18 protein-coding genes are annotated in these 22,576 nt (G+C 39.9%); 9 read left to right on the top strand and 9 right to left on the bottom strand.

Translation table 11 applies throughout. From position 1 onward, the window contains the following. Positions 1 to 142 precede the first annotated feature (142 nt). Positions 143 to 694 (top strand): hypothetical protein, encoded by a 552-nt coding sequence (locus tag QNI22_RS31615; RefSeq protein WP_314517190.1) that lies wholly within the window; start codon positions 143 to 145, stop codon positions 692 to 694. A 518-nt stretch (positions 695 to 1,212) separates the two neighbouring features. Here QNI22_RS31615 and QNI22_RS31610 read toward each other — a convergent pair. Together QNI22_RS31610 and QNI22_RS31605 are read right to left on the bottom strand one after the other, a co-directional pair. Then, a complete protein-coding gene (locus QNI22_RS31610) occupies positions 1,213 to 1,713 on the bottom strand; it encodes a TetR/AcrR family transcriptional regulator (RefSeq protein WP_314004577.1) in 501 nt (166 codons plus the stop codon). Positions 1,714 to 2,084: 371 nt separating this feature from the next. Beyond that, positions 2,085 to 3,050 (bottom strand): alpha/beta fold hydrolase, encoded by a 966-nt coding sequence (locus QNI22_RS31605; RefSeq protein WP_314004579.1) that lies wholly within the window; start codon positions 3,048 to 3,050, stop codon positions 2,085 to 2,087. A 91-nt stretch (positions 3,051 to 3,141) separates the two neighbouring features. On the opposite strand from QNI22_RS31605, the gene QNI22_RS31600 reads away from it, so the two are divergent. Next, a complete protein-coding gene (locus QNI22_RS31600; RefSeq protein ID WP_314517188.1) occupies positions 3,142 to 4,035 on the top strand; it encodes a LysR family transcriptional regulator in 894 nt (297 codons plus the stop codon). 350 nt (positions 4,036 to 4,385) lie between these two features. Here QNI22_RS31600 and QNI22_RS40380 read toward each other — a convergent pair whose 3' ends face one another. The 7 genes from QNI22_RS40380 to QNI22_RS31570 all read right to left on the bottom strand — a co-directional run bounded on the left by QNI22_RS40380 (position 4,386) and on the right by QNI22_RS31570 (position 10,036). Further along, the gene (locus QNI22_RS40380; RefSeq protein ID WP_390902210.1) at positions 4,386 to 4,574 is read right to left on the bottom strand and encodes a MepB family protein; all 189 of its coding nucleotides are present in this window, start codon (positions 4,572 to 4,574) and stop codon (positions 4,386 to 4,388) included. A gap of 441 nt (positions 4,575 to 5,015) precedes the next feature. Further along, positions 5,016 to 5,498, bottom strand: a complete 483-nt coding sequence (locus QNI22_RS31595) for a hypothetical protein (RefSeq protein ID WP_314517187.1) — start codon at positions 5,496 to 5,498, stop codon at positions 5,016 to 5,018. 348 nt (positions 5,499 to 5,846) lie between these two features. After that, entirely contained in the window at positions 5,847 to 6,224 is a 378-nt protein-coding gene (locus QNI22_RS31590) for a hypothetical protein (RefSeq protein ID WP_314517185.1), read from the bottom strand. A 540-nt stretch (positions 6,225 to 6,764) separates the two neighbouring features. Next, complete coding sequence (locus QNI22_RS31585; protein WP_314517183.1) at positions 6,765 to 7,667, bottom strand: alpha/beta hydrolase fold domain-containing protein; 903 nt, start codon at positions 7,665 to 7,667, stop codon at positions 6,765 to 6,767. A gap of 226 nt (positions 7,668 to 7,893) precedes the next feature. Beyond that, on the bottom strand, positions 7,894 to 8,790 hold the full coding sequence (locus QNI22_RS31580; protein WP_314517180.1) for an NmrA family NAD(P)-binding protein: 897 nt from the start codon (positions 8,788 to 8,790) through the stop codon (positions 7,894 to 7,896). Positions 8,791 to 9,332: 542 nt separating this feature from the next. Further along, a complete protein-coding gene (locus QNI22_RS31575) occupies positions 9,333 to 9,689 on the bottom strand; it encodes a hypothetical protein (protein WP_314517177.1) in 357 nt (118 codons plus the stop codon). After that, complete coding sequence (locus QNI22_RS31570) at positions 9,635 to 10,036, bottom strand: aldo/keto reductase (protein ID WP_314517325.1); 402 nt, start codon at positions 10,034 to 10,036, stop codon at positions 9,635 to 9,637. Before QNI22_RS31570 ends, QNI22_RS31575 begins: the two co-directional genes overlap by 55 nt. A gap of 259 nt (positions 10,037 to 10,295) precedes the next feature. Between QNI22_RS31570 and QNI22_RS31565 the strand changes: the two genes are divergently transcribed. The 7 genes from QNI22_RS31565 (at position 10,296) to QNI22_RS31535 (ending at position 22,424) form a co-directional block, all read left to right on the top strand. After that, a complete protein-coding gene (locus tag QNI22_RS31565; RefSeq protein WP_314517175.1) occupies positions 10,296 to 10,622 on the top strand; it encodes a hypothetical protein in 327 nt (108 codons plus the stop codon). A 677-nt stretch (positions 10,623 to 11,299) separates the two neighbouring features. Next, positions 11,300 to 13,672 carry a TonB-dependent siderophore receptor gene (locus QNI22_RS31560; RefSeq protein WP_314517174.1) on the top strand — a complete coding sequence of 791 codons (2,373 nt, stop codon included), beginning with the start codon at positions 11,300 to 11,302 and terminating at the stop codon, positions 13,670 to 13,672. Positions 13,673 to 15,829: 2,157 nt separating this feature from the next. Continuing rightward, positions 15,830 to 17,023 (top strand): replication initiation protein, encoded by a 1,194-nt coding sequence (locus QNI22_RS31555; RefSeq protein WP_314517171.1) that lies wholly within the window; start codon positions 15,830 to 15,832, stop codon positions 17,021 to 17,023. A gap of 1,138 nt (positions 17,024 to 18,161) precedes the next feature. Further along, the gene (locus QNI22_RS31550) at positions 18,162 to 18,968 is read left to right on the top strand and encodes a ParA family protein (RefSeq protein WP_313989976.1); all 807 of its coding nucleotides are present in this window, start codon (positions 18,162 to 18,164) and stop codon (positions 18,966 to 18,968) included. Then, entirely contained in the window at positions 18,934 to 19,722 is a 789-nt protein-coding gene (locus tag QNI22_RS31545) for a hypothetical protein (protein ID WP_314517168.1), read from the top strand. Before QNI22_RS31550 ends, QNI22_RS31545 begins: the two co-directional genes overlap by 35 nt. Positions 19,723 to 20,831: 1,109 nt before the next feature. Next, complete coding sequence (locus tag QNI22_RS31540; protein ID WP_314517165.1) at positions 20,832 to 21,470, top strand: type IV toxin-antitoxin system AbiEi family antitoxin domain-containing protein; 639 nt, start codon at positions 20,832 to 20,834, stop codon at positions 21,468 to 21,470. Positions 21,471 to 21,569: 99 nt separating this feature from the next. Continuing rightward, a complete protein-coding gene (locus QNI22_RS31535; protein WP_314517163.1) occupies positions 21,570 to 22,424 on the top strand; it encodes a nucleotidyl transferase AbiEii/AbiGii toxin family protein in 855 nt (284 codons plus the stop codon). The last annotated feature ends 152 nt before the right edge of the window (positions 22,425 to 22,576 follow it).

Below are 22,576 nucleotides of genomic sequence, written 5' to 3'. Positions count from 1 at the left end.
ACAAATTGTAGTGGATAGCATACCTAAATGCATTTAGGTATAATAATAAACAGGTCTACTTACGAGTGGCAAGGCAAATTGTACAGAAGAAAAAGCTATAAAGATAAGCAAGCAGAGTGTTGAAATGATAGTAACACCTATTATGGCCGAGGCTAATCCGATTATGGAAATAGAATATGAAAAAGAAAAAATGAAGCAGGTATTTGTTACAGATAGTTTTAAAAAAGGTTTTAATACCCTTTATGCCTCTTCACTCATTAAGAAACCTTTTTTAATGTCCATCTTGCCAGGTTGTAAATACAGTAAGCAAGGGCATATCAAAGTGAGTCCATTTCAAAAAGATACCATTATGAGTGTATTTGCCTGTGGTGAAAACAATAGCATGAAGCCATCAGTAACGCATGCTGTTTATGAAGGCAATTTAACTGGAGCTGTGGTGAATGAGAGTTTAGTAGAAGTTTTAATAACAAACATTGAAAGTGATACTGAAAATAACCATGTAGTAAGGAAGCTAAAAGATTTTTTTCCTGATTTGAAAATTAATTATGATGTAGAATATGAAAAAATACACTTGTTTCCATGTCAGCATAATATTTTAAGAGTAGAAGGATTGCAAATTAATATATCCGCTATTATCAAACTGATCAACAATATGGGTTTTGAGTGTCAGTTATTAGAGGACAAAATTTGTTGATTAACAGCCTCCATCAGAGAGTACAATTCATAAAATCCCTCTGATTTCCTCGTTTATTGTAAATTCAAAAATTCCTTTTCATGTTCTTTTGCAAAATCAATGAATGATCGCGGTGGACAGTTGGTTAAACCAATCACTTAAGATGAAAGTAGTTAACCGGTATTCTTCTTTTGCTTACTTGTAACTAGATAAGTACTTAAGCCTAATTAGTTTATATTATTCATTTTGCTTTATTGTCTGATTCTTAAATAGTTAAGTCAAAAAAGCACTTATTAATAAGTTAAACTATCATAGGGCAAGTACTTACCTGGCTTTACTTTTCTGTTGTGTTTCAGGTTTGAGCTTATGTGCCATGTACATAACTGCATAAAATGACTGTCAGTCATTTTATGCACAAAAAAATTATGCCCTCAATCCAACCATCACTGTTTCAGCATATGCTTCAAATAGTTGCTTTCTCTTTATCTTTTCGATGTCTTCAATAAAGACCTGCTTTGATTCAATAAAATTCATTAATCTCATAAGCTTCCCCATATCATATACGTACAATAGGTCGCATCTACGTCTTTTTTAATTACATTTGCGGCCTGGCAGTTCTCTATATGTTTTGTGAAAAAGTCTCTTAATTCCCTGCTTATCACTAAATAGTTCCTGATGCTGCTATTGAAGTCAGGTCTTTCCATATAAAGAATAAGCTCAAAGTATCTGGGATGATCTAAATAATAGTGATAGTAGGCCATGATTAATCCTTTTGTGGCCTCCGGTAAATTCTTCTCTTTCTGGAGAGCAGTTTTGAAATAATCTAATAACAGCTCCAAGGCTTTAACGCTCACTTCGGCAAGGATATCGTCTTTACTTTTATAGTATTTATAACTGATACCTTCGGCCACGCCACTGCGGTCAACTATCTGGTCAACCGTGAAATCAGTGGCGCCTACTTCTTTTAAAACAGTATCTGTTGTTGTGATAATTTGTTGTTTTCTGTGCGATTTAGGAAAATGTTTTGAACCCGCTTTCATAAACTGGCCATTAGTCATTCTTACAATGTAGGATAAAAATTACCTCGTAAAATTTTATTTATTAGGTTAAATTAAAAGATCGTACAAAAGTGCTATAACTTGCGTGTAGAAAAATAATCTATATTTACATAATCTATGTCTATTTCCATACTCGTTAATGAGGTTCTTCTTACAACCTGACTAAAAACGGCAGTTTCTAACTGAATAAGTAGTACTTTGAAGCATAAAACCTGATTTTCGGGAAAGAAATGCAATACAAGTATCTGATAGTAAACATACTGCAATTTCTACCCAAAATTTTCACTTCTTATATAGTTATACTTAACTAGTTAAACCGATATCAGCAAAGAGCTTTATTGTGCATAATGGCCTTATTTTGGCAAGGCTTCCATAAAAGCCAGGATGTCTGCACCTATCTCTTTTAAATGGGTTTCAAGAGCGAAATGACCAGTATTGTAAAATTTTACTTCGGCTCCAGGAATGTCCCTTTTGTATGCTTGTGCTCCTTGGGGCAGAAAATAAGGATCCTTGTTTCCCCAGACTGCTAGTAGTCGAGGCTGATGGACTTTGAAGTAGGTATGAAACGTTGGATATAAGTCAACGTTGTTGCGGTAATCGCTTAAGAGGTCGAGCTGAATCTCTACATTTCCCGGCCGGTCCAAAAAATGCTGATCTAAGGTGTACGTTTCTGGTGCGATAAGCGATTTGTCATCTACGCCTTCCTCATACTGCCAGCGGGTGATTTTTAAAGCAGTAAATTTCCTTAATGCTTCCCTGTTTTCCTGAGTTGGATTTTGCCAGTATTTCCGGATCTCACTCCAGCCCTCACTTAGTCCTTCCTTATACGCATTACCATTCTGGGAGATGATGCCAGTGATCTTTTCCGGATTTGCGATGGCCAGTCTATAACCTGTTGGCGCACCATAATCAAATACGTATAGAGCAAAACGTTTAAGTTCTAGTTTATCAATAAATCCCTGCATGGTCTTGGTCAGGTTATCGAATGAATAGATAAATTGTTTACGATCTGGCATATCGGAGTAGCCAAAGCCGGGTAGATCAGGTGCAATCACATGATAGTGGGCAGCCAGCATCGGTATCAGATTTCGGAACATATGCGACGAGGTCGGATAGCCATGCAATAAAAGGATAACCGGAGCACCCAGAAGACCTGCCTCACGATAAAAGATGTTGATCCCATTGACACTAGTAGTGTGGAAATGAACTGAATTAGTTTTCATACTTTTCTGATTTAAATGATCTACTATTTGTGCATATCCCGTTAGATATGTCCCTGATAGAATAAGGCTCACTAACAAGGCTATGCTTTTTTCCATGATTTTTCTTTTTTGATGATTCAAAAGTATTTCAGATATTTGATTATTAAAAACGATTAATTATGATGAGTTTAATCACTATTTATGATTTATGAATACAAATGATCTGAAACTATTTGAGGCAGTTGCCTCTTACAACAGCTTTACAAAGGCTGCAGAAGCTATGTTTACTGTACAATCGAATGTTACAGCCCGCGTGAAGAATCTTGAAGAGGAGTTTGGGGCTACTCTGTTTGTGCGCAATGCCAGGAAAGTATTGCTTACCCCTGCAGGCGAGGTGCTTATGCACTATTCCAAACAAATTGCAAATCTGCTTGACGAAGCCAAAAGCAATATTAAAAGTACACAGGTTTTGACTGGCTTGCTGAAAATCGGATGTATTGAAACAACTATGGCCCTTAAAGTACCCCAGATACTTACTGATTTCGGTGCTGCCTATCCGCATATTGACTTGGAGTTTAAATCCGCTATGCGCTCTGTACTTATTCAGGATGTGCTGGATTACAGGGTCGATGCTGCTTTTGTTTCCGGCCCGATCAGCGTGTCCGGTTTGCAGCAGCAACTGATCAGAGAAGAGCAATTGGTCATACTCGGACCGTCGAATACAGCTTCTCTTTCAGCTGTTTTGAATCAGCATACTTTCCCGAAAATCATTGTTTTTGACCAAGGATGTATATTCCGGGCTCGGTTGGAGTCCTGGCTTAGTGGTAAAGGTATTGTACAATATAAACCAATCATTGTCAATTCCATAGACGGCATTATTAACTTTGTAGAGGCTGGCCTTGGTATCAGCATACTGCCTGAGGAAATTCTCACTAGTTACTATGCAGGAAGGAATATCAAAACGTTTTCATTGAATAAGGAATTAGGGACAATGACCACAGTCCTGATCTACAGAAATAATGTAGTTCAGTCCAGAATATTGGAAGCTTTTATTAACCTGTATAAAGAGCAGACAGGAGTTGCTGCTGGTTGCAGAGAATGAGTAAAACTGAAAGACATTTATGTGTCCATTAGCTAAAGTAGTCATTCTGGGATGTAGCTGATTGCCATAGGGAAGGCAATGGTTATTCTAATGTATCATATTCGGACAATGAACTAGCCTTATTGTGTATTCTTACTAAAAAAAGTACCTTCTCTAGCAGTACTGGTTCGTCGCACAGATACAGAAAAAGAGCCACAGTTACTTTGTAATAGCTTTACGCATAGGGTTAGTTGTGCTTAAGTAATCTTTTTATGCGTCAAGTAAATGTAATAGGTATACTGTCCACAGGTGTGCACGAGTAGACATTAACAGAAGACTTACTCTACAAAAAGCGTCTGGAATATACTAAGTTATGACCATTTGCGGAATTCATTTGCGGAATCCATAGGAAAGAGGTATGGAGTTTGCCATGCTTGAGTCTGAATTACCTGTTTTACTACAGGTTTTATCCAGGGTGCATAAACTCTTATCGCTTTTTTTTCTCTTTTTCCAATTACAGACATGATGTCTTTCTTTGCAAGAATAGTCTTATCGAAAATAAATATTGCTTCATGGAGACTATAACGCGAGAAGCTTTCGAAGAAGAACTCAGAAATTTACTAAGTTACAAGCCAGAATAAGAGCTTAAATACAAAATTCCCCTCGTAAGTAACTGATAAATAACCTACTATAGCATAAGTGTGGCGCTTTTTCTGATTTTCTGGAAGATACCCCCTAGTACGGCTTCATCAGAGTGGCTGTACTTCATCAAGTGCATACAAGAAGCTGCTGTACCGCCATCAGCTTCTTGTAACAATAAATCATATTGAGGTTTTCATAGTACAGAGGTAAATGAATAACTCTAAGAAACTAATTCTTTGAAAACCGCCCTTTATTGTCCAAATGTAACGAGAACCTCATTGTGAAAGTGAAGATAAAAAACAGAACTTACTCGATATTATTCGAAGTGGATCGATTATTACTTGGTTACATATGAATTTTCATGGTGAATATGACTTTTTGAAGCGGATTGATAAGAACACAATACCTTTTAATATAGAACAAATATTTTCCTTAAAAATAGAGACGAAATTATGATATACCGATAAGGATATCAGATACTTAGTTCGTACGGTCAATCCCATTAAAAAACCAATTACTAGTAATACTCCGTATAATACACATACTTTCCATCCTGTGTAAGGACTGGTTTTGTACGAGAAAAATAGTAGAAATGGAAAGATAACAGGACTTAAAAGAAAAAGTAGTATGTCTCTGGCAGTTAAATAGCCGTCTGAACAGAAAAAACCACCAAACTGCTCATAGGTATACCCACTTAAAAGAATGTCATAGAGTGTTTGATAATACGGTCCATGAACTAAGGTTAATAAAAACGCACATACAAATACCCAACCAATGAAAAGAATCAGCGCACCGATAGAAACACCTATCCACCAGAATGTTTTTTTAAGGGTTGTATGCATGCTAAAATGTGGCTATAAACTAAGTTGGATTGAAAAATAATCACTTCCCTTAGATATAAAAAATCCGGTAACCAGTACCGGATTTTTTATTTAACTAACATCAGTCTGCCCTTTCTTTTTAGAAGCTGGCTTCTCTTTTTTCTAGAGTATCTCCGGATGATGTATTTTAATAAGAGCAGTCGGTTTAGATCTTCGATTATGTAAGATGTTCTACTGTACATTATTTGAGGTTCACCTGTTCAGAACTGATTTTGTTATATAATTTTGTTTATGTTAAGTATAAATAACCTAATCATATTTATCTCCCTTTCGTTGTTATTGCTTTTTGTGACTGGTTTCTGGGGATGGCTATACTAAAATCATCAGATATAAATGAATGGTCTTCTCCGCTTGGGAAACGATTTGCTTCCATTCCCTATAGGAATTAGCTACAGGTGAACCAGCTGGCGGAGCCTCATCTGTAGGATATACTCTCTGAGTAAATGCTTTATGTGGGTCAAATTCAACTATGTTCTTATGAATTAAGCTGAGTTTGTTTAGGGCATTTTCTTTGTCTTTTGGGCTAGGATGTGGAAAAGCTTTGATCATTTCAATGCAGCTTGCAAGTATACCAATTAGATGAGGGGATGCAGCCAGATATATTTCTTCATTCAGTGACATCATTTCATGCAACTGACTTTGAAAGCGGGTTAAGATTTTACGATGCAGAATGATTGGATTTTCCACTAAGGTACTATAGATAGAAACTTATCAGTTAAGTGACAATGACTAGTTGACAATCAGGGTATTACCTGAACTAGTATAGACAATGCTTTCGATAGTGTTTAGTCAAGAAATTACCTGGATAAGTGTTATATAATAACTATGTTATCTATGAATGCTACAAATAAATGTTATGAGTCATGCTATTTAATATCTTCACTCTGTTCATAAATTCACTTTATACATACGTTTACATACCAACAAGCGGATTTCGTTTTACAGCTATTTCCTGAAAAACAAGTTTGTGTGTGCTAACCTATATGAAATGAACAAGGTATATAAATGCCATTTGTAAAATTCAGATACAACTTGGATATCAACAATTCAATAGAATATTTATGTCTTTCCATCTTTCTGCTTCTATCTTTCTTACACTCAGTTCAGATTATGAGGAATTTGCCCGATAAGCATAAACTGATGATACATCATACTAAAAAGCGTTAGACTTTGCCAGAACACGGACAAAGTCTAACGCTTTTGTCTAAAGATGCTGATATTCTTCAATTAGAATGCATTAATAAACTTCTTTATATCGGAAACTGCTTCCATAGATGCTTTCGAAGCAATGTGTGAAAACACCCAAACGTGCTTTTGCCCGTCAAACTCCTTCAGTTTTGCGTTTTTTTGGATGGGTTTGATAGCCGCATAGAAGTTTTTGGAATCATCATTCAACACTTCATCGGTACCTACCAGCAACAGAACAGGAGGGAATTTCGTGAACTTTATTTCACTTGGGTCAGCTTCTTTGATTTTATTGGGCGCATATAACAACGCATGATCGTATAGGAATTTCTTACTCAGAATCGGGTCAACGGCCTGCTTGGTTTCATACGATTTATTAGTACACTCCAAATCTATCCACGGAGAAATCAGAGCTAAAGAAGACGGCAATGGCAGGCTTGCTTTTATGGCATCCTTTACCAGAGACACTGCCAAACCGCCTCCTGCACTGTCTCCAATAAGGGTGATTTCATGGTTGGGGTATTTCTTTTGAATCTGGCGATAAACGCCCAGAATTTCATTGTTGGCTGTAGGAAACTGATGCTCAGGCGATAAAGAATACTCTACATACAGAATTGGCAAATGGAATTCCTTGGCCAAACGGCTTACCATAGCTTGGTATGCATGGATGTTGCCATATGTATAGACACCACCGTGCAGGTAAATAATCAGGTGGTTTTGATTGAGTAAATTTTGATTAAACCAGTAAGTCTTAACACCGGCAATTTCTGTTGCATCAACACTGACTGTGCTATCGGGCGGATATACTTTACCCATGGTTTCATACACTGCCCGAAAATTTTTGATCTTTCGCATGGTGCTGTCCGGAATGTTCTGTGCCTGAGTAGCTGAAAAAAGGAGTATGAATAAACTTAGAAGAAAATATGATTTTGATAGTGTGTTCATGTTGGTTTGTTTTTAAGAATGAAACGGTTTGATAAGTGCAGCCTTGATAAGTGCAGCGCAGAAACGCCGCTTGTTTTCTTGTATTTTATTCAATTGCCCCGGCTTTGGGTCATGGCTGAGATCACCATTCGGTTTTTAAGCGTTAGATTGCCTGGGTGGGTTTTCTCGAATAATTTCATTGTTGTGTTTTCAAGTGTTGGATAGGTGATAGATGAATAGGTTTGGTTTATTGTTTCTGGTAAGCAGGGGCATATATCTGATTAGCAAACTCTTCAGCGGTGGTTGGCGTGGTCGTAGACTCATCTCTTTTCTGATAGTTCATGAATCCGGTTTGGATCGCGGATGCCATATCGATCAGGTTTTGGGCAAAGTCTTCCGAAAAGCCATTGTTTAAAAACGCTTGTCTGGCCTGTTCAACCGGGAGTTGCACATAAGGCAAATCCGGATTGCCAACAGCTTTTCCCACAATGCTAGTTATCTCGCGGAGGGTGTAATTTCTAGGTCCCATCACGGCATGTACACTTTTTCCTGTGAAGTCAAGATTCGCCAAATGAATGGATGCAACCTGGGCTACATCTTGGGTGGCTACCATTGGAATGGCGTAGTCACCATCGGCGGCTGACCCGTTGATACCCATTTTCTTGACCAGACCGATGGTCCGTAATATGTTTTCCATAAAATAAGCCGAACGGATGTGCAACACATTCACACCTTCGAGTTGATTCAGCCGCACTTCCTGCTCGGCGGTGCCACCCATCATGCCATTGCCTTCATGCATATGCGACCCTACGCTACTCATATTAACGATGTGGCGGATTCCTGACCGTTCAATGGCTTTGATTAGCGTCCTGGTTACACTTCTCTGGTAGACTCTTGTGTTTTCGGCTTTCACATTATCGGGTACTAACACAAAGGCGCTATCGGCATCTTTGAATGCCTTGGCGAGTATTTCGGTATCAGTAATATCACCTGCAACGATCTGAGCACCCAAGCTGCGGTATTTTTCCAGTTTGTCGGTGTGTCGGGCAATCAAAGTTACCTGATGACCTTCGCTCAGGAGAATTTCTGAAATTTTACTTCCGATAGTGCCTGTGGCGCCGAGTACTACAATTTTCTTTTTCATTTTTTTATGTTTTAAACTTGTTTCTGATTGACAATACAAAGGTGGGGAAGCAAACGCGGAGAAACTTGTATCAGATCACTATTGTAGTGCTTCGTGTTATAGTGTCTATAATAGGGTGGGGTTTTGTTTTGAAACTAGACTATTTTTGATAATCTGTCTTGAGGAAGATTCCACAACGGATAGATAATCAGCCAGGAGATATGCTATTTCAGGTTGCTGCTGTACATGCCCCCATCAAAATGCGGCGCGTTGGTTTGGGTGACCAGTAAAACAAGATCACTTTGCTCGATGGCACCTATGAGTTTGACTGTACTTTAAATGGAAAACTAGTAAATTAGCAGTTAGATTCGGATACTGGTAAAAATGTGGATGGGAGTAGGTGATTGCGCAAAGAGAGTTTTTACTTTTCGGCGGATTCGTTGTTTGAGCAGTTGATTGTTTCTTAGCAAGGTATACAATTTGTCCCTTCCGAGTTCAATTTGGTGCACTACAGAAAATCCTTCAACATGAAATACAGTTTGGCAGTGCCATCTACTGCGATGTCATTTGGGTAAGTGTTGGCGAATCAGCTGAATTTGCTCCAAAACCAGACAATCCTGCATGGTTTCTTTTTCCTGACGCCAATTGGCTTCGTACCGTCTTGGCTCAATCACGCCTGACGAGTCAGACCAAACGTCTCTGTGAGAGCATCCACAGAGCTTTTCCACACTGATTAATGGATATTGCTCACTCAGGCGGGTTACTGAGCTCACAGATCCGTTTGGTACCAGACTTTTTCGGATGGAAACGTTAAGTTGTTCTTCGGTCAGGTCAATAGCTGTGTTAAATGCCTGATTCTGAAGGATTAAGTCTTTGATTTTAGTTTGAGCTTGTGCCAATTGCTGAGCTTGTTTTGCCAATCTTTTTTCATGGATTTAGCATAAGAATTTGTAGAAATCGGTTGGAGAAACTGTCCAATGATGTCTTCAACCGGTACGTTGCCATCCATCCGGCTGGGCTGATACAGATCAATGGTCTGGATACCCAGACGGGTCAGAGAGTAGTTGATAAAATTTTTGATAGCAATCGGACGCAGATCCATTCCCAACGGCTGACCGTTATGAAAGATAGCTTCGAATTTTACGCTGATAAAAGCCTGATCCCGCCTTCCTTTAACGGCTTTACCTACCAACAGCTCATTATGACCCGCTCCATAAAAATCTCTTGTGTTTAAAAAATTAATACCATAGTCTAATGTTTCGTGTATAGCTCAGATATTTTTCTTGTACGGCTCTAATAGGACAATACAAGATTGAAGATTCATTTTTCGTCCATAAATAAACATATTAAGCATATTAAACAGTAAATATGCTTCCCAGTTTTGATAATCAACCCTCCCGTTTTCCTTCTTTTCCTTTTTGATTGCTTACTTCACGGGAGGCATATTTAGCATATTAAACATATTTGAATTCTTTTATTTTTAAACTTTATTTCACATATTTGTCTAACTAAACCCAATCTGTTATATGGCAAAAAAACAAAGCACCTCAACCCAGAAAGATGAATCTGCCACCCCTATAGAAAAAATTCTGGCAAAAGAGGATAAAAATCATTCCATAGGCGACCAGCATCAGATCGATACGGTTCGCCTGACGGTAGAGCTGGATGCTGACCTGGATTATTTCATTAAACAAATTGCCTGGTTTGATCGCAGGTTTGAAAAGGAAGTCATTAACCAGATAATCCGCGAATACAAACGGATTCATGGGTCAAAATATGAGCATATACAACTGACCAACTACCAACCCAAACGTGGAGCAGCCAGAGGTACCCGAAAAAAGAAAGAAGACTGAGCTGTTTCTATCACAACGTTTTAGCTCAGAGCTTACAGGCTTATATGACACCAGACTCAAGTGCTCCTGCATACCCAGGATTTGTGACAACAGATAAAATCAGAAAAACTTCCTTCAAAAAGCTTTCTAAAGGCTTGTGATATGGATTTTATTCCTGTTGTATTTAGAGCTACAATTACCGGATAGTCCAAAAAAAGCGGACAGCAAACCCTCCCTCCTACCTTCACACTATCCCCACCGGGCCACAACTAATACAAAATGCTGTGAACAAAACGCTGTAAACAGAAAAGGTTTGCCCTCTTGCAATTTCTCTCAAAGCTCTCGCAAGTACTCACTCCCTTATGCGTAGGTTTATTCGTAATTGAGTAAAGTTTAATCACCAAAACACTTTTCACCCTCTAAGCTCCTGACAAGATCTACGCTGGTCGTCCCTCTCCCCTAGTCCTGTCTGGTTAGTAACCCTACCAAATCGCAATCGATTAGCTCACGAAAACGTACTCTTGTCCTCATACTCTCGTCCTCACTCAGCTTACTCTTTTCCCATATGCTGATCCTGCACTGATGATCACTACAAAAACCTTATATAGAATAATTCTAAAAATATTTTGATTGTCAATGCGCGCTTGTATTTTCGTCTTTAATTAGATTAATTTTAAATAACCACCTACTCATTCGGTATGAAAAAATTACTACTCCTGTTTTTACTGATTAACAGCTATTTGTCTCTTTATGCGCAAACCCGTATCCTGGAAACAGGCACCCTTATAGGCAAAGTCCGTAGCGCCGATGGCCAACCTGCATCCTATGTGGGTGTATTCTTACCCGCCCTGGGCTTAAGTGAGCAAACGGATCAGACAGGCTCGTTTCGTTTTGCCAAGATTGCTATAGGTCAGCAGACCATTCAGGCACGGCTTGTTGGGTTTGAACCTGCCAGTCAGACAGTAACTGTCCGCGCCGGTGAAATTACTAAGGTAGAAATTACGCTGAAAGAAACCAGTCAGCAACTCAACGAAATAGTGGTAAATGGGTATGTGGCTTACCGCAACGAGGTGACCAATCTGGCCACTCGTACAGCTACACCCATTTTGGAAATACCTCAGTCGATCCAGGTTATCCCACAGCAGGTACTGCGTGATCAGCAGGCTTTTACCATCAATGAAGCCATTCGCAATGTAGCCGGAATGAACCTGTTTTCGGTTTATCAGGATTATACAATGCGGGGCTTCCGCTCCAATGACGGTAATTTTGCCTACAACGGTGTACGGGGAGCCCTTTACCAGTTTGACCAGCCGGGTCAGCTGTTCAACGTAGAGAAAATAGAGGCCATCAAAGGACCTGCCTCCTCCCTGTTCAGCAATGCCAGTCCGGGTGGTATTATCAACATCGTTACAAAACAGCCCTTAACCACCCGACGCTACGAACTTTCAGCCTCCTACGGCACCTACAACCAGTTTCGACTGATGGCAGACGCAACCGGACCGCTTTCACCCAAACTCTTTTACCGCTTGATTGCCGGCTATGAAAACAGTGATGCCCTCAGCCGTGTGCAACACATCCGCCATCTGTTCCTGGCTCCCTCCCTACGCTACCAGTTCTCTGACCGCACCCAGGCTACACTGGAAATAAACCTGTATAATGACCGCCGCACGGTAGGCTTTGAACGTGGATTGCTTGCTCCCCAGCAGGCTGATGGCACCTATAACCTGAATGCACTGCCCATCCGCTGGACACGCCACAATGAAAACGACTTCAGCAAAACCAGGGGCCTATCGGCTCAGCTACGATTCTCTCACCAGTTCTCTTCCCTGCTAAGTCTGCACGCGATGGCTCGTTCAGTACATTCCGATCAGGAGCAACAGGATATTACCAGTGGATTTGGGGAGTTAGTTATCGCAGGGGTGGATTCGCTCATTAACCGCAGTTACCAGTATTTTAAACAAAAGCCATTATTCAGCTTCCAGGCCAACCTCTATGTCCAGGCACGGCTGCAGACAGGACCATTCGAACACCTGCTCATTGCCGGAACGGATCTGGCCAATATGGGCCGGACCTACTACTACGGATCCTGGAGGGCTCCCTCTCTGAGTATTTATAACCCGAACTTCAGTCGGGATTATCCTGTTGATCGCTCGCAAGCCAATCAAAGCTTTGGTGGATATACCACTGAAAATACATGGTTATTGGGTGGGTATGTGCAGGACCAGATCAGCCTGGCCAGGGGATTGAAAGCCTTGCTGGGGCTTCGCTATGACACCTACCACTATAAAAACTCTTCAACCGATGACTTTGATGCTGCCTACTCCGGTCGGGATGCGTCAACGGCTACTGTAGTACTACCCCGGCTCGGACTGGTTTACCAGCCTGTGAATATGCTTTCGCTTTATGCCAGTTACAGTGAAGGCTTTCAACCCCAATACTCTAATTTGAACAATGCAGGCGGTCCCTTCGATCCTGAACGGGGCGTGCAGTATGAAATCGGAGCTAAGGCGGAGTTGCTGGGCGGTAAACTTGTTCCTACCATTGCCTTTTATCATCTGGACAAGAAAAATATCCTTGTCCCTGATCCAACCGATCCGAACGGGTTACGGCAGCGCTCAGATGGGAAGGCACGCAGTAAGGGGGTAGAAGTTACCCTGCAGGGCAATTTGACTACTCAGCTCAGCCTGATCACTTCCTATGCCTACAACCAGACCAAAAACCAGAAAGGGGGCGAGTTTGGGGCTCCTGAAGGCTCCTTGTATCCGATGGCACCCAATCACACAGCCAATGCCTGGGTGAAATACAGTTTTACAAATGGGCCGCTGAACGGGCTGAGCCTCAATACAGGTTTGCAACATGTGAGCAAGCGAAATACCTTCACCGAAGGTTTTGTACTGCCTGGTTTTACCACACTGGATGCTGGCCTTTCGTATAAAATTAAGGCTATCAGTCTGGGCTTGAATGGCAACAACCTGACCAATATCCGGTATTATACCGGCGGGTACGGCCGTGGGATTTTTTGGGCAGGAATGCCTCGCTCCTTCCGACTCACACTGGGATACCAGTTCTAGATCGGATATCGGTTCAATGCATAACTTTTGCACCAGAAAGACGGGGTTGAGCCTTGTAAAAAGAACATCTGGTGTGCTCGGGCATAGGGTGTTCCAGCTCATTTTTCATCTGTGAATACCAGCCCAGAATTGTGAATGGTGACAGTAGAAAAATACTTTTTTCCTGTAGTTTACTCTTCGCATACGTCTACCCTTTTCCATTGCTCTACGACAACCAGGTAGCTTTTTGTATATACAAAAAGCTACCTGGTTGTCCTTTCTGGTATAACGGCTCAAAGACAACACAAATAAGGTGACTTTGTTTAAACGCTTAGTACAAACCTTGATTGTCAGACGTTCACTAGTCAATATTGGTAGCTTACCTCCCTCTGACGGCTTACTGATTTCCTTATTTATCTTGCTATGCCAAGTAAACGCTGTTCTTGTAATCCCCTTATCTTACTTTCTTCAACATCAAATATATTTTTATATACTGTAAGTCAATTTGTTATATTAATCAATATAATATATATAAATATAACTTTTTTACTATAAGTATATTTAGTATATAAATATACTTATTCTTCTAGCTAAATATAGAAATGGTATTTCGAGCACTGCAATTTCTAATTCCAAGATAATAAAGTCTGCCATTATTGACTAAATATAGAAATGGTATTTCGGTCACTACAATCTACAAGTTAATAAAGTATGCCATTATTGGGACGCCGTTTCCACTTCAAACCAGTCGCCTTAACAGTCCGCCGAGTCGCAAATGGTTTCTTTTACACTTTACCACTCGGTAATACACATAATTAAAATGCACATAATTAGGTAGACAAATACATAGGATTGAGTATTTCCTCTTTTGCCATTTCCGTTCATTTTTGCCCTGGTTCATGTAAGCTCTCATTCAAGCTCTTACTGTGCTTTTGCCTGATCAGCTTTGTATACCAGCAGCATACATCTTTGCTGTATGCCTATCCGATTAGTAAACCAATCACTCAAACTTATTTCTGTTTCTAGTTATTCAATCTTTTTATTATTAAATCTTTTTAGCCTAATGTCTTTTATTCGTCAATCTGCCAAGCAGGCAACTTTCTTTTTTCAACTCTGTCACAAGTTGCCAGCCCCCTACCCTGCTGTAAGAACCTCATTTACTTACACTATACTTGTTCTTTTGGCTTTACGCTTGATAATCTCTTTCCGTTCAGATCCGTAGCCATATATGCCACAAGCTTCCTTTCTATAGCCTGAAATTGGTTTGCATCAGGCTTAGACCCTTCGTTTGTTGCCAGTCCACAACTGCCAGTCAGCAGGATAGATTGCTAAAATAGCTATGCTAACTTGTACAAATACCCTTTGTGGGCTCTGAAAAGAGTCTGGCTGGCGGCTGTTTGCCTCACCTATCGGCCGGCTGTTTTACTCACCTTCGGCATAGTCGCTTTTTGATTGAACCTGCTTTTTCTTTTCTTTTTTTTACTAAACTCTTTTAAAACCCTTAGCTGAATTTACTGAATTAAATATTAAATTAATAAATTAAGGCAGCATAACCCGTTGAAAATCAATGCTATAAACACTGTTCAGGTGAGGCAAACAGCCGCTGTAAGTGAGATAAACAGCCGCTTTACACCTTGATAGGTAAGGTAAATAGCCGCTTTAGGTGAGATAAACAGCCACTTACGTGAGGCAAACAGCCGGTAGGTGAGTAAAACAGCCGTTTTGCTGACCGAGCTGCTTTATAGGTGAGATAAACAGCCGGTTTAGATACGCTATCTATTCCCGATAGGTGAGACAAACAGCCGAAGCTGGTAGGTAAACTAGCTAAAGGCTGCTAAATTGCTTTGCTACCTTTGATTTGTGATGGTGATAAGTGAGGTAAACAGCCGACTTTTTTTGTAAAAATGTCCTCTGCAGGCTTTGACTGCTGCTTTTGCTTGCCGACAACGTAGCTGTTAGGTGAGATAAACAGCCGGTTTTTTGCTGGATCAGATAGCTTTCCTGCTTCTTGTCCAAACTGTGAGCGTGCTATCTATCAGATGTTAGCATCCGGTCGGCTGTTAGGTGAGGTAAACAGCCGACCGATAGGTGAGGCAAACAGCCGCAGCTGGAAAATTCAGGTGAGATTTATTTGGATACTACTCACCTTGTATGTATTTTTAAACCAAACAAACCCCTATGGCACAATTATCCATCTTTCAGGAGCAGAAAAATCCGGCAGTCCGGATGCACAATAACATTGTCTGGGCGCGCTTTCCGTATCTGGAAGAATCCGAAATGAAGATTTTTCTGTTGATGTTTGCCCATTTGCCCTGGAATATAGAAGAATTACCTGTGTGCCGCATTGCTGTGAAAGATGTTATCCCCTACCACAGCGGGGAGCGCTATCCACGAATCAAACAAGCGTGCCGTGAACTTAAACGCAAGTTTGACTCAGTGGAAATCAATCGTCTGGTTAATGGTAAGGAAGGGTTTCGTCTTATTTCGGCTATCTCCTTTATCGACTATCTGGATGGGAATGATTTCATTGAGGCCAAGTTCTCAGAAGAAATCAAACCGTATCTGATCCAGATGAAAGGGAATTTTACCACTGTTGAGCTCTTTGAACTTTTTTCTTTGAAAACCTCAGGAGCCATGCGTTTTTATATCATGATCAAATCCTGTATCGATGCCGGTATTCACTTTCGGGATACACTTGATAACATACGTGGGATGTTCTTTGGCAAGGAAGAAAAATACGAAGAGTATAAAGTCTTTAAACGCGATTTTCTGCTTCGCCATCAGAAAGCCCTTGAGAATACGCTGAGCGCATTTGAATTTGAAGAACATAAAAAGGGTAAGACTGTCGTTGAATTAACCTTTAAACCACTTAAGAAAGCCTCAGATCGCTATAACCTTCCTACGCTCCTGGAAAAGCAGCTTAAATCCTACAATGTTAATCTGGCAACGGTGGTAAAGCTAATCACGGCCAATGAAGTTGAAGAGGAATATGTGGCATTCGTACTCAAACATACCGCTGCAGAAAACTCGTCCAAAAAGTCAAACAAAAAACTCGATGGAGGATATATTCTCAACCGCCTAAAGGATAAAAGTCTCTACCAGGCATACCTGGATTCGGTCAATCCTTCTCTGCCACTACCTGAACAAGTAGAACCTGCCACCAAAAAGAAGAACTCCAGGCAATCCTCCTCTCCTTCCCCATCGGCAACCATTACCTACAAAGAGCAGGAAGTACTGCTTATGTATCAGGATGCCCAGAAACGACGTGGGTATGCCCATGATTTGGAGCAGTATATGGAGGAAATCTTTTTTAGCAATGGATTTATTAAAGTACTTGATGGAAACCAGTTCTACCTGGTTAAAAGCAACTGATTCGGTTAAGCAACTGATTCGGTTAAGCAACTGTTTATGGCAGGATTCTGTTAAAAGTAGCTGTTATAGTAAAAAAAGCTTATCCAACTGACCATCTACCAATAGCATACGGTATATTGTTTTATGAGATCACATGGTAGATTTACTCTATGAGATAAACTCTCATGTGATCTTCTTTGGTAGCAACGCTTTACTGATTGAGCTAATGTTATTGCAGGCGCGCTTTTCATCTTTTTTATTGTATCACTTTTATTGATTGTATCGCTCTTGCCAATCAGGTATCTCTATCAAAATATCTCTCTACCCGAATATATCTCTACCCAGGTATCGGTACTAAATAGGCTATGAAACAGTTTTATGCTATACAGCTTAGATAGCTGATCTATCTTGAATTATAAAGAGCCTTCCCTGCCGGATTTTAGGTATTCCGATGAGGCCTTTGATAGTTGAGCCGTACCTGACATTTGATACTTCTTATACAGTTTGTACTCCTGGTATGTTTTGGATTCTTTTTACGTTTGTGAAAGAATATCTTTCTTAGACCGCTGGGAAAGATTAAACGCTTTGTACGAGCCAGACGCTTTGTACGAGCCAGACGCTTCGACTATATAATGTGTCTGAACCTTCTCTAACGTAACAAACTGTTTTTACACTTCATATGTTGATTACACCTGGTAGGGTTGATACGTTATATACATATTCTACTTCTTATACTACTCATACACTTTACCTGTCTCCTACTTCTAATGCGTCAAATACTTATCGGAAGTACTATACACTCACTCCGTATTATACGCTTTGTACTATTTATCAGTTTTAAACGTATCGCACTTATTATATTTTTCATACTCTTTAACAGGATGGTAAGTGTTAAACTTCTTATGCTCTTGGTCCTTACAATACGTATTGTAGTACTTATATGTGTCGCGTGTGTAATACTTCTAAGGTTAATATAGGGTATAATGTGTGTTGTAAGTTTTGTACGTATAATGTGTATATTATTTTGCTTATTTTCAGCTGTTTATATATGTAATATTTACTTTTTTGTTTTGAGTAATGTAAGATAATTATAATAAAATTTGCATAATATTACTATTGTTCTTTTCTTTATTGAAAATTGGTAAATTACATTAAATATATGGCTCATACAATTGCATTTGCTTTCAATAAAGGAGGAGTTGGAAAGACAACAAGCGCAGTATCGCTGGCGGTTTCCCTGCAAAGAATGGGATATAAAATTTTGTTTATTGATATGGATCCCCAGGCCAATTCTACGATGAACTTTGGTTTCTCCAATAAAGGAAACCTTAAACATGTAGGCCGGATGATGCTCGGTGAATTTCCAATTCAGGATATCATTCTGCAAAGCCGTGGCATTGATATCTTGCCTGCTTCTGATGAGATGTTTGACAAGCAGCGTGAGATTGGATCCAAGCATTTATCCCATACGTTTCTCAATGATTACCTGGATGCTATCCGCGATCAGTATGACTTTGTGATTCTGGATTGCCCACCTTCTCTGGAAGCGCTTACTGTAAATGCACTGGTAGCCGCCGATCAGGTTATTTGTCCGCTGATTCTGGAAAGTTTTGATATGAAAGGAATTGAAAAGATGATACAGACCCTACTGGATATCCGCAAGAAGGTAAATCCGAATCTGAACTTTATGGGATTCATTGTCTGTAAGTCCTCGGCCATCATGCAGACAAAACTTGGTAAACTGAATCTGGAAGATCTGGAAGCTACCTTTCCCGATAAGGTGCTCCGTCCACTGATACGAACAGCTGTTACAGTGCCTGAATCCCAGAATGAAGGAATGACCATCTTTGAATGGGCGGCAGAAAGTAAACCTGCACTGGACTACGATCAACTGGCTAAAAATATACTACAGATCCTAAATGTAACTTCCCATGAGCAATCCCTCCAAACGAACACTCACGCGTAAACCGATCATGCGGCAGGAGATAAATCTGCACGCACTCTTAGATGCTGAGCCGGGTGATGCTGAGCCAGAGGTTGCTGAGCAGAGTGAACAAACACAGATTTCTGGCACGGTAGATAGTACTCAAAGTGATAGTTCACAAGCTTCTACGCTTGTAAAGGAGGCTAAGCTGGTAACAGGTGTTGAATCGGTAACACAAGCTGAACTGATAGCAGAAGCTCAACTGGTAAGGGATTCGCAACCGGTAGAGGCAGAGCAATCAGAGTCTAAGCCGGTTGAGCAGTCAATGATAGCTGTTACTAAGATTGAGAGAGAGGATAGGCGAGAGCAGCCTGAAAAAGTAATACCAGAGGAAAGTGTGACTAGTCAGTTAAGTCAGTCGCCGGATAGTGGTGAAAGCGCGAAAGAAAGAGTGGAGAAAGAAAGAGTGGAGAAAGAAAACGCATTTGCATCTACTGGTAAAGTATATACGGATAATGAGTATAGTGAGGGTAAGGAATATTATACGGATGAAGAGTATAATGCGTATGGAAAAGGTGGTAAGATGCTGAATACAAGTAAATTAAATCAGAAAAATAGAAAGGCAAAACGAAAGAAAGAAGACGCACCTAGGATTAAGTTTACAACAACTCTTCAAGCCAAATACCTCGAGATGATCGATGAAGTATCTTTACAGGAACGATACAGAGATAAAAATGAGTGGCTGGAAAAAATTCTGTCTATGTATGCAAAAAAGATAGGATACGATCTTGGTTGAATTCTACCATTGGAGCTGATTTTTCAGTATGTACTAGCAGATGCTACCATTTGAGTAATTCAATCAGAGTAATTAAAACTAGACTATCCGGAAAGGATTTTCTGAAAGTAAAAATTAGCTCTTTATAACAAAGGCAGGTTTACTTATCTGCCTTTGTTATGAATTTTATCTATGCTTACTATGCACAAAGGGGGAGTATTTGTTAGAAAGTAAGAGAAAGCTCCACATTCCTGTTGGAATGCACCATTAAACAATAAAAAGTAAAATCTATATTTTAGTCTTTAATCTAACTTATTGTTTAATAAGTTTTGGCGTTATTCCACATTGAAGTTCTTCCTTCCACATTTGCTTCACCAGACATTGACATAATTCTATTTTCAATAATACAAAAAGTTTAGGGTCAATTATTTAACTTCCACTGCTTAATTTGCATACGTAAATCTTATCTGATTTATCTTATCTGATTTATCTTATCTGATTGAGAATATAGGTTAACGAAAGATCCCAATCTGTATTAGTACAATTTTATATGAAAAGCTCAGCTGTAGCAACAGCGAAGAGAAGTTGCTTTTTTAAAAAGTAATTTCGGGCCAGCCCCTGCAGGATATAGGCTTTTGCTGAAAGATTCTCTACTGCATCTGCCAATGGTAAGGCTTTTTTGAATATTTGCAAAAGATATTTCTCTGCTAAAAGATACAATTTTTTTTCCTCTCTGCCATCTTTGAGAGCTTCATTTAGCTTTTTTGGAAATAGTCCCTACCAGTCTCAGGGAAAATAGACACTATTTTTTGGGTTGATTTCAAGTTTGAAAAAATATTTTTTGATTTTATGTCATCTGCCGGAGCTATGTTCACATGGAGCTATGTGAACATTAAGTAGTAACCGTACTTTGAATCACTTTTTAGTTTGATGGGAGTACCAGCCGCTTTTCAGAAATAATCGGATTCTGTTCACTTTCACAATGCCCTTACTTCCATTCAGGAGATAAGTCTAATCAATACACAAAACCAAACCAGCAATACTATGAATTAAAAATACAACAATATGCCATGTTAAAAAAATTGATTTAAATCGGAATATTTCCGATTATTGCCAGAATATTTAACATAATGGATTTTACTAGAAAAGCCAGACAGTTTACCAATGCTCCATTTTCCAGGCAGCTCATGCTGGAAATGCTTAAAGAGTATAAGCGGCCAAACGATAAGATCAGTGAATTGATAAAAGCTGGCCTGTTGATCTCGCTAAAGAAAGGCCTTTACATACCTGGAGCAAACGCAGAACTGCCAGGACCACACCCTTTCCTGATAGCTAATCACCTGTACGGACCCAGTTATGTTTCTCTCGAATCTGCTTTATCGTACTGGGAGCTAATTCCTGAACGTGTCTATGAAATAAGCTCTGTGACACTGAAAGCCTCAAAAACCTATAAAACACCCAAAGGCAGATTTAGTTATCAGCATATTCCTTCTCCCTATTACAGCTTTGGGCTGCGAAGTGTTGAATTACAACCTAACCAGGTGGCGCTGCTGGCAAGTCCCGAAAAGGCGCTTTGTGATAAGATCGTTACTACATCAGGGATTTCTCTACGTAGCTCCAGGCAGGTAATGGATTTTTTGCTGGATGATCTTCGGATAGATTACGACAAGTTGAAGAAGCTTGATAAAAAAGTCATACTCTCATGGGCAGATGATGCCCCCAAAAGCAACAGTATACATATGCTGGTTAAGGCGCTCAAAGCCCTATGACAGAATAAACATAAAACATACTAATAGATGTATAGGAAGATGTATAGGGCAGTAAGTTAGAATAAATTTAGAATAAATACACAAGTTAGACTAAGGGATATGATAAAGGAATGGATAGCTCAATACAAGCCGCAGGATACTGAACAAACCCTTTCGGCGCTACGCGAGATTATGCAGGAAGTCACACTGGCTGGGTTGTCACGTACCGATTTTTTTGAAAAAGCGGCTTTTTATGGGGGGACGGCACTACGCATATTTTATGGACTAGACCGTTTTTCAGAAGACATGGACTTTTCACTGCTACAGGCCAATCCGGATTTTTCTTTTGAACCTTATTTTCAAGCGATCATTACCGAGTTTCAAGCCATAGGAATGAGGGTCAGTATCCGGGAAAAAGATAAAAAGCAACAAACCACTGTTGAATCGGCCTTCCTTAAAACAGAAACAATATGGAAAGAACTCGTACTGGAAGAAATTGTAAAACAGGCAGGATTAAAACCGACCAACAGAACGGTGACCATTAAAATTGAAGCAGATCGCCAGCCTCCACTGGGATTTTCAACAGAGGAGAAGCTGCTGGTGAAGCCTTTTTCCTTCTATGTTAAATGTTTTGATTTGCCGAGTCTGTTTGCCGGTAAAATGCATGCTTTGTTGTTTAGGAAGTGGCAAAACCGTGTCAAAGGACGGGATTGGTATGATTTGGAATGGTACATCAAAAAAGGTGTCCCACTGGATCTGCGTCATTTTGCACTCAGGGCAAAAGATACAGGCGACTGGGAAACAGATACCATCACGCAGGAACAGGTTTTGGCATTACTGCAAGCTAAGATTACCAGCGTCTCCTATGCGTCAATCCGGGAAGATATTGTACGGTTTATAAAAGATGAAAGTGTGCTTACCATTTGGGGAGAGAAATATTTTAGTGACCTTATCCAAAGGCTAAAATTTCAGTAAAGTGACCTTCTACGGTATATGACCTTTTACAGGATATGATAGGGAAGTAGAAAAAATCGGTGATTAATAAATCGTATATGATGGCTGATCGTATATGATCCATTAGTTTCAATTAACCAAAAAGCCACCATGAAAAACGGATCATCTCTACT

The sequence above is a fragment of the Xanthocytophaga agilis genome (assembly GCF_030068605.1).
Lineage (GTDB): Bacteria > Bacteroidota > Bacteroidia > Cytophagales > 172606-1 > Xanthocytophaga > Xanthocytophaga agilis.
The sequence above is the reverse complement of the archived record's forward strand: the minus strand, read 5'-3'. Positions and strand labels throughout refer to the sequence as shown.

Excerpts from the sequence above, each read along its gene's own strand:
- QNI22_RS31615 (WP_314517190.1), top strand. The coding sequence starts at position 143 with ATGGCCGAGGCTAATCCGATTATGGAAATAGAATATGAAAAAGAAAAA.
- QNI22_RS31610 (WP_314004577.1), bottom strand. The coding sequence starts at position 1,713 with ATGAAAGCGGGTTCAAAACATTTTCCTAAATCGCACAGAAAACAACAA.
- QNI22_RS31605 (WP_314004579.1), bottom strand. The coding sequence starts at position 3,050 with ATGGAAAAAAGCATAGCCTTGTTAGTGAGCCTTATTCTATCAGGGACA.
- QNI22_RS31600 (WP_314517188.1), top strand. The coding sequence starts at position 3,142 with ATGAATACAAATGATCTGAAACTATTTGAGGCAGTTGCCTCTTACAAC.
- QNI22_RS31595 (WP_314517187.1), bottom strand. The coding sequence starts at position 5,498 with ATGCATACAACCCTTAAAAAAACATTCTGGTGGATAGGTGTTTCTATC.
- QNI22_RS31585 (WP_314517183.1), bottom strand. The coding sequence starts at position 7,667 with ATGAACACACTATCAAAATCATATTTTCTTCTAAGTTTATTCATACTC.
- QNI22_RS31580 (WP_314517180.1), bottom strand. The coding sequence starts at position 8,790 with ATGAAAAAGAAAATTGTAGTACTCGGCGCCACAGGCACTATCGGAAGT.
- QNI22_RS31565 (WP_314517175.1), top strand. The coding sequence starts at position 10,296 with ATGGCAAAAAAACAAAGCACCTCAACCCAGAAAGATGAATCTGCCACC.
- QNI22_RS31560 (WP_314517174.1), top strand. The coding sequence starts at position 11,300 with ATGAAAAAATTACTACTCCTGTTTTTACTGATTAACAGCTATTTGTCT.
- QNI22_RS31555 (WP_314517171.1), top strand. The coding sequence starts at position 15,830 with ATGGCACAATTATCCATCTTTCAGGAGCAGAAAAATCCGGCAGTCCGG.
- QNI22_RS31550 (WP_313989976.1), top strand. The coding sequence starts at position 18,162 with ATGGCTCATACAATTGCATTTGCTTTCAATAAAGGAGGAGTTGGAAAG.
- QNI22_RS31545 (WP_314517168.1), top strand. The coding sequence starts at position 18,934 with ATGAGCAATCCCTCCAAACGAACACTCACGCGTAAACCGATCATGCGG.
- QNI22_RS31540 (WP_314517165.1), top strand. The coding sequence starts at position 20,832 with ATGGATTTTACTAGAAAAGCCAGACAGTTTACCAATGCTCCATTTTCC.
- QNI22_RS31535 (WP_314517163.1), top strand. The coding sequence starts at position 21,570 with ATGATAAAGGAATGGATAGCTCAATACAAGCCGCAGGATACTGAACAA.